Raw genomic sequence first — 8,089 nt, 5'->3', positions numbered from 1 at the left:
GATGGCCAGGGGCAGGCCGTCGAGGTGGCGGCACAGGTCGGCCACGGCCTGTGCGTTGTGGGGTGTGAGGGTGAAGCCTGGGGCGGCGGCGGCCGCGCGGTCGGCGAACAGGACGACGGAGTCGGCGTGGGTCCCGCCGGGGTGTTCGTCGGGGAGGGCCAGGGGTGTGACGGCGAAGACGCGTTCGCCGGCGATGTCGAGGACCTCGCGGCTGGTCGCGAGCACGCGGACGCCGGGGCAGGCCGCCAGCAGGCCGGCGGACAGCTTCGCGCACGCGCCGACCAGGTGCTCGCAGTTGTCCAGGACCAGCAGCAGGCGTTTGTCCCGCAGGTAGTCGGTCAGCAGCGTGGTGGCGTCGGGGCCCGTGGTGCGCAGGCCCACGGCGTTGATCACGCTCTGTCCGACCTGGTCCGGTTCGCCGACCTCCGCGAGCGGCACCCGGTACGCGCCGTCGTGGAAGGCGCGCCGCACCTCGCGGGACAGTTGCAGGGCCAGGCGGGTCTTGCCCACGCCGCCGGTGCCGGTCAGTGTCACCAGGCGCGAGTCGGCCAGCAACCGCTTCAGCTCGGCGAGCTCGGAGCGGCGACCCACCAGGCTCGTCACGTCGGCGGGGAACCCGCCGTCCGTCAAGGCGCCCATACCAGCGAGCGTAGTCCAGCCCCGGCCTCCGCGCGCTCGCCGACCGATCCCATGAACAGAGCCGGTCCCTCGGCGTCTTGCCGCTGAGGGATATCCCGTGCAGGACGGGAGTGTGGACGAGGTGCCGGCACGCACTTGGGGTGGTCCCTCACCGGCGACCCCGGCCTTCGTGATCGCCGGGGTCCTGACCCAAGGCCTGTCCTTCGCCGTGCCCCGACAGCCGCACCGGTGAACCGGGCGGGTCCGCCGGGTGGTCTGAAGGTTCGTTCCCCCTGGTTCGTGCCCCCTGAACGGACCTTCACAGGCGCGCGGGTGTGAAGGTCGTTCATCCCTGCCGCGGGGTGGGCAGGGTGTGGGTGTGAGTGGAACGGAGTGCGGCTTCGACGCGGCCAGGCTGCGTGCGGCGCGGACGGCGGCCGGGGCGTCGGCGGCTCGGATCATGCGGGTGACCGGGGTGTCGGAGCGCGCTGTGTCTTTCTATCTCGCGGGCTCGCGGGTGCCGCGCCCGGAGCATCTTGTTCTCCTGGCCGCCGCCGTGGGTGTCGCGCCGGCGGACCTGTGTGTCGTCGACCAGGAGCGTCTCGCGCATCTGCGGGTGTTCACCGGCCGCAGCCGCGTGCGGATGGCCACGGTCCTGGGCATGGCCGAGGCCACCTACCGGGAGCTGGAGAACACCGGCCACCGCGGCCGGGCCGCCCGCGCCCGCTACGACCCGGACCAGGACCGGACACTTCCCTGGCAGGAATGGGCGGCGCCCCTGTTCGGCGTCACCCCGGAGCGCCTGGCCCCCGCCGAGCAGCGTACCCGGGAGCACTGCCGGGCCGAGCGCGAGCGGCGCTGGGCGAGGATGGACGAGCGCGACCGGGCCCGTGTCGCCGCCGTCGAGGTAGCCGGCCGACAGACGCGGGCGATCCTCCACCCCGAGGGCTGACCGGCCCCACCGGAGCGGGACCTACCAGTCGGTGCCGGCCCGGCCGACGGGGCGGGCGGCGCGGCCGGACACGGGCGTTCGGATCTTCCCGGCCCGCCGCGAGGGTTGCCGGGACCGTGGACGGCGGTGACCCTACGGTGGCCGGTCGTTGGGCAGCGGTGAGCACCGACCACCTCGCCCGGATCGAGCGGGCGACCTGTGCCGCGACCGGGACGGCGAACGACCTCCCCGACGCGCTGCTGGACGCCGAGGCGTTCCCGGCCAGGTCCGCGCCCGCCGTCCTGGAAACGCTCGACATCCTCGTTCCTGGTCGAGGGCCGGCCCGGGCGCGTCGTGTTCGCCGTACGCCGACCCGACCGGAGCCTGGCCGGCTGGATGGAAACGGGCGACGACGGCCGGACCACCTACGTCAACGGCCGGGCGATCATCGACCCCGACGACGGACGCCCTGGCTCGCCCAGACCTCCCATCACGCGGTCACCCTCCTGACCGCAGCCCTCGGCCGACGCCCCACCTGATCCCCGCCTACCCCCTGGAGTCCGTAGCGGCCGACCGACGACGTCACCGGCATACCCGACACCACCGGTGAGCTGTGCCATGATCCCCTCCTCAGCGGCCGCACCCGCACCCGCCCCCGCCTGCCCGCACGATCGATGGGGACCAGGACCACGCACACGAAAGGCCGGCCCTTGCAGCACCGCAAGGACCCCGCAATGACCACCTGCACACGCTGCACAGCCCTCGTCGAACTCATCCCGCAACGCCCCGGCAACTGCCCCGGCTGGCCCTGCCACGCCCGGCCGCGGCCCGAGGCCACCGCCCGCCTCGAAACACTCCTCCAGCCCAGCCACCCCGACCCCGCGCCCCGCAACGCCCGGCCACCGATCAGACCCGCCACCTCCACCGAGCTCCCACCGGCCCGCACTTCCCGACGCCCGGCCGGCTGCGCCCCCGCCGGCGTCCGGCCGCCCGGATCCCCGTCCAGGGCGTCGCCGTCGTCCTGGTGACTGGGGCCGTCTTCGGTCGTTGAACCGGGCAGAGCGCCCCGACCAGGGCGCGCGGTGGTGCCCTGCTCCACGCCCGACGCCCTGACACCCCCCTCGGCGCCGGGTCCGCGCGGCACCGTCCGCAGGGGCGGCCGGACGTACGCACCGGCTGCCCCCGAACACGCGGAAGGCCACCACGGCGGTGTGCCGTCAGGTAGGCGCGGATCTTCCAGGGGGGAGTGGATCTGCATAGTTGTCGCGAGGCGCGGCTGAGGTCGCGGCATCGCGTTCGGGTAGGGCATCGCGGGTTCGTCCGTGCCGAGCAGGGGCCGGGCAGGCTCCGCCGGTAGGAGGCGGCGGTTGGCCGAGGTGGCAGGAGCCTGATGCGCTTGCCATGAGCGAGGGTCCGTCTCCGCTTTCACGGGTCACCCCGGAGGCTGGGGGCGGTTGATCCTTATGCCGGCAAGGACTGGTGGTGTCGGGTTCCCGGGGCTGAGGTACGGCAACGCGACCGGGCTATGCGGCCTGGTCGGTGATGACCACCTCCAGCGTGCGGGGTCCGTGGACCCCTTCGACGCGGTCGAGTTCGATGTCGCTGGTGGCGGAGGGGCCGGAGATCCAGGTGAGTGGCCGGGTGGGTGTCAGCAGGGGCAGGGCCTGGGGGAGAGAGACGACGATCTGGTGGGCGCCGATGACGCAGATGTGGTGGTCGGGGACGAGGGTCAGTGTCCTGTGGCCCTGTCCGGGGCCGCCGTCCAGGACGATGGTGCCGGTTTCGGCGATGGCCAGCGCGCATCCGGTGATCACGGTGTCGACCCGCTCCAGGAGCGCCGGCGTCCGCGCGGGGGCGTCGCTGTCGCCCACGATCGTCGGGGGAACGCGGGACAGCCAGGCCCCGGGGAGTCCGGTTGCGGCCACGACGGTGCGTGCTCCGCGTCGTTCGAGGAGGTCGGCGAGGAACTGGGGAAGGTCCGTGGTGGGGCACCGGTGCACGATCGCCCGGTATTCGGTGAGGTTCTCCGCGAGGAGGTCGACGATCCATCCCGGGTCGTCGCTGGTGTGGCTGAAGGCGTAGGCGCGGGTGAGCGGGGCGGGTTCGGGCGCGCCGGCCACGGCGGCGCGGATGCGGGCCAGGATCGTGTCGCGGGTGTTCATGCGCGGTTCCTCTTCCACCAGGTGCGGAACGGTTCGGCGGGGACAGGGGGGAGGTCGCGGGTGTCCGTCCACGCCCTGGCGGGGCCGCCCGGGCGCCGGGGGTGCGCCTTGCGGGTGCCGGAGGCGAGGCGCAGGGCGGCGGTCATGGCCGCCGGGTGGTCGAGCAGCCAGGTGGCGACCTTGACCGTCGCCCGTTCGGCGGTGTGCCCGCCGGTCTGTTCGACGACCCGCTCGCGCAGGTGCACCAGGACCTCGGGGATGTCGATGGCGACCGGGCACACCTCGTAGCAGGCGCCGCACAGGCTGGAGGCGAAGGGGAGGGAGGCATCGATGTCGCTGGTGACGCCGCGCAGTTGGGGGCTGAGGATGGCGCCGATCGGTCCGGGGTAGACGGAGCCGTAGGCGTGTCCCCCGGCTCGCTCGTAGACCGGGCACACGTTCAGGCAGGCGGAGCAGCGGATGCAGCGCAGGGCCTGGCGGCCGACCTCGTCCGCGAGGGTGTCGGTGCGGCCGTTGTCGAGCAGGACCAGGTGGAAGCCGCGGGGGCCGTCCCTGTCGGTGGTGCCCGTCCACATGGAGGTGTAGGGGTTCATGCGTTCGGCGGTGGAGGAGCGCGGCAGCAACTGGAGGAACACCTCCAGGTCCTGCCAGCGGGGGAGGACCTTCTCGATGCCGACGACGGAGATCAGTGTCTCGGGGAGGGTCAGGCACATCCGGCCGTTGCCCTCGGATTCGACGACGACCAGGGTGCCGGTCTCGGCGATCATGAAGTTGGCGCCGGAGACGGCGACCTTGGCCCGCAGGAACTTCTCCCGCAGGTGCAGCCGGGCGGCTTCCGCGAGTTCGGCCGGGCGGTCGGACAGCCCCTCGGGTGCGGGGCGTCCCCATGCCGCCATGTTCTCGGTGAAGATGTCGCGGATCTCACCGCGGTTGCGGTGGATCGCCGGCACCAGGATGTGGGACGGCCGGTCGTCGGCGAGCTGGACGATGAGTTCGGCGAGGTCGGTCTCGTAGGCGCGGATCCCGCGCGCCGACAGCGCTTCGTTGAGGCCGATCTCCTGAGTGGCCATCGACTTGACCTTGACCACCTCGCTCTCACCGGTCGCCTCGACGAGATCCGCGACGATGCGGTTCGCCTCCTCGGCGTCTGCGGCCCAGTGCACCGTGCCCCCTGCCGCGGTCACCTTCTCCTCCAGTTGCAGCAGGTAGGTGTCCAGGTGGTACAGGGTGTGGTCCTTGATGCGTTTGCCGGCCTCCCGCAGCTGTGGCCAGTCCGCCAGTTCATTCACGGCGGCGGCCCGCTTGTCGCGGATGGTGTGCGTGGCGTGTCGCAGGTTGCGCCGCAGACGCTCGTCGCGGGTGGATTGCTTCGCGGCTTCGGGAAAGGACGGCATGCCCAGATAGGTCGCGCCGCTCATCGGGGGCTCCAGGGGTCGTCGACGGTGCTGGCGAGGATCTCCGCGAGGTGCAGTGGGCGCAGGGGCGCCTCCTGGCGTCGGAGCAGGCCGTCAAGGTGCATGAGGCAGGAGTTGTCCGCGCCGCACAGGAAGTCGGCGCCGGTGGACAGCGCGTTGGTGATCTTGTCCTGCCCCATCGCGGCCGAGACGTCGGCGTTCTTCACGGCGAAGGTGCCGCCGAAACCGCAGCACTCCTCGGCTCCGGGCAACTCGGCGAGCCTCAGCTCCTTCACCTCTTCGAGGAGCCGGCGCGGCCGTTCCCCGAGGCCCAGCGTGCGCAGCCCGTGGCAGGAGGGGTGGTAGGTGACGGTGTGGGGGAAGTGTGCGCCGACGTCGACGACGCCGAGGACGTCGGTGAGGAACTCGGTCAGCTCGTAGGTGCGAGCTGCGAGGGAGCGCGCGCCCGCCTCCAGGCCGCTGTCACGTCCTTCGGCGGATGCCTTGGCGGCGATGCGTGGGTAGTTGTCGCGGACCATCGCGGCGCAGGAGCCGGAGGGGGTGACGACGTGGTCGGCGTCGTCGAAGGCGTCGATCATGCGTTTGAGCAGGGGCTCGGTGGCGGTGCGGTAGCCGGTGTTGAACTGTGGCTGGCCGCAGCAGGTCTGCGCGAACGGGAACGTCACCTGGACCCCGAGGCGCTCCAGCAGCTTGACGGTCGCGATCGCGGTGGACGGATACAGGGCGTCGTTGATGCAGGTGACGAACAGTGCGGCACGCATGTGGTTCTCTCCTTTCGGCCCGTGGGCCGTGCGTCGCCGCCCGGGCGCGGCTGTCGATGCGCACGGCGCCTCGAAAACGGAGTCCAGGGGGTGCGGGCGTGCGGATCGGGCCGGCCGTTGTCTACGGTGCCGCTGCCGGGGCCTTCGAGGCGGCGTTCGGTTCTGCGGGGCGGGCTTCACGTGCCGGCCGGCGAGGGGGGATGCGAACTCCCGATCGCCGTAGGTTGCGCCCTGCCGCGATCAGGGCCGCGTGTCGTCCCTGAGCTGGCGCTGGAGGCTGTGGGTCAGGTGGTCCGTCATGGCTTCCGCCGCACGATCGGGCTTTCCCCGCAGGACGGCCCGTATGACGCGTTCGTGTTCCTCCAGCGTGGGGTCCTCCGTGAACCTGACGCTGGCGAGCCGGAAGACGTGGAGGTGCGCGTGGAGACGCTCGACCGCGTCGGCGAGCAGCGGGCGGTGCGCGGCCAGGGCGATCGCCTCGTGGAAACGTTGGTCCAGGGCGGCGAAACCGTGATAGTCGGCGTACCGTCCGGTCGGTCCGGGGTGCCCCCGCATCTCCTCCATGATCCCTTCGAGGGCGTCGAGGTGTTCCTCGGTGGCGTGGTCGGCCGCCAGCGCCGCCGCTCTGGGTTCGAGCAGCAGACGCATCTCGAAGAGTTCCTCGAGTCCCTGGCGGGTCAGCAGCTCGGTCGCGCGGTAGCCCGACAGGGACCGCTTGACCACCAGACCGTCCGCCTCCAGTCGGGCCAGGGCCTCACGTACCGGCGTCGGTGACACGCCGAGGCCGCGAGACAGGGCTTCGATGCCGACCCGGGCGCCGGGGGCGATCTCATGGTCCATGACCATGGCCTTGATCTTCTCGTAGACGCTGTCGGAGAGGACCTGCCGCACCGGGGGCTTCGCGTCCGGTTCCTGTGCCCCGGCCGCGGAACTGGCGTGCGGGGGCATGCGGTCTCCTGCGATCCGGGGCTTGTCGGTGTCCCCGCAGTTTAGCGAGACCACGGCGGCGAGTGGGGCCGCGTTCGCTGCGAGGGGGGCCTTGGGGCTGTCGGGCCGGTCCGGGCCGGGGTCGTCCAACATGGTCATCACGCCTGTCCGAAGGTCTGCCGCTGTGTTCCGAGTCCGTCGATCTCGAGTGCCACGGTGTCTCCCGCGCGGAGGTAGGGCGTGCCGGGGAGTCCCAGCGCGACTCCTGCGGGGGTGCCGGTGTTCACCACGTCGCCGGGTTCCAGGACCATGTACTGGCTGAGGTACCAGACGATGTGGTCCACGCCGAAGATCATGTTGTCGGTGTTGCCGTTCTGCCGCTGCACGCCGTTGACGCTCAGCCGCAGGCCCAGATTCTGGGGGTCGGTGATCTCGTCGCGGGTCACCAGCCACGGTCCGAGCGGGTTGAACGTCTCGCAGGACTTGCCGAGGTCCCACTGCGGGGAGAGTTCGAGCTGGTACGCGCGTTCCGAGACGTCGTTGCTGATCGCGTAGCCCGCGATGTGGCCGCCGGCTTCGGCGGGGGTGTCCAGATAGCGCGCCCGCCTACCGATGACGACGGCCAGTTCCACCTCCCAGTCGGTCTTCTGCGATCCGCGCGGGACGAGGACGGTGTCGTACGGGCCGACGACGGTGTCGGCCGCCTTCATGAAGACGACGGGGCGCTCGGGCGGTTCGGCTCCCGTCTCCTCGGCGTGGTCGCGGTAGTTCAGCCCGATGCAGACGACCTTGCCAGGGCGGGCGATCGGCGCGCCGACACGCAGGCCGTCGCCGTCCAGGGGCGGCAGCTCACCGGCGGCCAGCGCCCGTGCGGCGCGGGCGATCCCGTCCGAGGCCAGGAACGCGCCGTCGATGTCGCCGGTCAGCGGGGTGAGGTCGTACAGCCGGCCGTCGCCCGCGAGGACCGCCGGGCGTTCGCTGCCGGCGGGGCCGAGGCGTATGAGCTTCATGGGTGTCCCCCTGGGGATGGTCGGCGGTCCGCACGGACCGGGTGTGTGAACGCGATGTCTGTGGGTGACGAGCCGGCCCGATCGTCGGGCCTGTGGAAGGCGTTACGGGCCGCGGCGCCCCTGTACCGGTAGCCGGGCGGTGGACCGCGGTCGAGGCCTCAGCCGGTAGACGCGGTCGGCCGTGCCCCCGAGGACCAGGGCCTGATCGTGGGCGTGGAGTCGGGAGATCAGGCGGCGTGTGGTGTCCACGACGGTGGTGTAGTCG

General features: G+C 72.1%; 8 protein-coding genes. 2 read left to right on the top strand and 6 right to left on the bottom strand.

What is annotated here, in order from left to right; genetic code table 11:
* The coding region (locus tag PUR61_RS00380; RefSeq protein ID WP_329874406.1) for an ATP-binding protein at window positions 1-639 on the bottom strand (639 nt) is incomplete at its 3' end.
* 352 nt (window positions 640-991) lie between these two features.
* Here PUR61_RS00380 and PUR61_RS00375 point away from each other — a divergent pair.
* Window positions 992-1,570 (top strand): helix-turn-helix domain-containing protein, encoded by a 579-nt coding sequence (locus PUR61_RS00375; protein WP_329874404.1) that lies wholly within the window; start codon window positions 992-994, stop codon window positions 1,568-1,570.
* Window positions 1,571-1,728: 158 nt separating this feature from the next.
* Window positions 1,729-2,088 carry a hypothetical protein gene (locus PUR61_RS00370; protein ID WP_329874402.1) on the top strand — a complete coding sequence of 120 codons (360 nt, stop codon included), beginning with the start codon at window positions 1,729-1,731 and terminating at the stop codon, window positions 2,086-2,088.
* A gap of 984 nt (window positions 2,089-3,072) precedes the next feature.
* Here PUR61_RS00370 and PUR61_RS00365 read toward each other — a convergent pair.
* The 5 genes from PUR61_RS00365 to PUR61_RS00345 all read right to left on the bottom strand — a co-directional run bounded on the left by PUR61_RS00365 (window position 3,073) and on the right by PUR61_RS00345 (window position 7,824).
* A complete protein-coding gene (locus PUR61_RS00365; protein WP_329874400.1) occupies window positions 3,073-3,711 on the bottom strand; it encodes a LutC/YkgG family protein in 639 nt (212 codons plus the stop codon).
* Window positions 3,708-5,129 (bottom strand): LutB/LldF family L-lactate oxidation iron-sulfur protein, encoded by a 1,422-nt coding sequence (locus PUR61_RS00360; protein ID WP_329874398.1) that lies wholly within the window; start codon window positions 5,127-5,129, stop codon window positions 3,708-3,710. Before PUR61_RS00360 ends, PUR61_RS00365 begins: the two co-directional genes overlap by 4 nt.
* Window positions 5,126-5,887, bottom strand: a complete 762-nt coding sequence (locus PUR61_RS00355; RefSeq protein WP_329874396.1) for a (Fe-S)-binding protein — start codon at window positions 5,885-5,887, stop codon at window positions 5,126-5,128. The genes PUR61_RS00360 and PUR61_RS00355 overlap by 4 nt, the downstream gene beginning before the upstream one ends.
* Window positions 5,888-6,127: 240 nt before the next feature.
* Window positions 6,128-6,835 (bottom strand): GntR family transcriptional regulator, encoded by a 708-nt coding sequence (locus PUR61_RS00350; protein WP_329874394.1) that lies wholly within the window; start codon window positions 6,833-6,835, stop codon window positions 6,128-6,130.
* 137 nt (window positions 6,836-6,972) lie between these two features.
* The gene (locus PUR61_RS00345; RefSeq protein ID WP_329874392.1) at window positions 6,973-7,824 is read right to left on the bottom strand and encodes a fumarylacetoacetate hydrolase family protein; all 852 of its coding nucleotides are present in this window, start codon (window positions 7,822-7,824) and stop codon (window positions 6,973-6,975) included.
* Between the last annotated feature and the right edge of the window lie 265 nt (window positions 7,825-8,089).

Origin of the sequence: Streptomyces sp. BE20 (assembly GCF_036322525.1) — a bacterium.
Classification (GTDB): Bacteria; Actinomycetota; Actinomycetes; order Streptomycetales; family Streptomycetaceae; genus Kitasatospora.
Note: the sequence above shows the minus strand (reverse complement) of the source record. Positions and strands in the feature narration are given on the sequence as shown.

Bases quoted from the DNA above. Each gene is read 5' to 3' on its own strand.
- PUR61_RS00355 (WP_329874396.1), bottom strand. From the start codon at position 5,887: ATGCGTGCCGCACTGTTCGTCACCTGCATCAACGACGCCCTGTATCCG.
- PUR61_RS00345 (WP_329874392.1), bottom strand. From the start codon at position 7,824: ATGAAGCTCATACGCCTCGGCCCCGCCGGCAGCGAACGCCCGGCGGTC.
- PUR61_RS00350 (WP_329874394.1), bottom strand. From the start codon at position 6,835: ATGCCCCCGCACGCCAGTTCCGCGGCCGGGGCACAGGAACCGGACGCG.
- PUR61_RS00360 (WP_329874398.1), bottom strand. From the start codon at position 5,129: ATGAGCGGCGCGACCTATCTGGGCATGCCGTCCTTTCCCGAAGCCGCG.
- PUR61_RS00365 (WP_329874400.1), bottom strand. From the start codon at position 3,711: ATGAACACCCGCGACACGATCCTGGCCCGCATCCGCGCCGCCGTGGCC.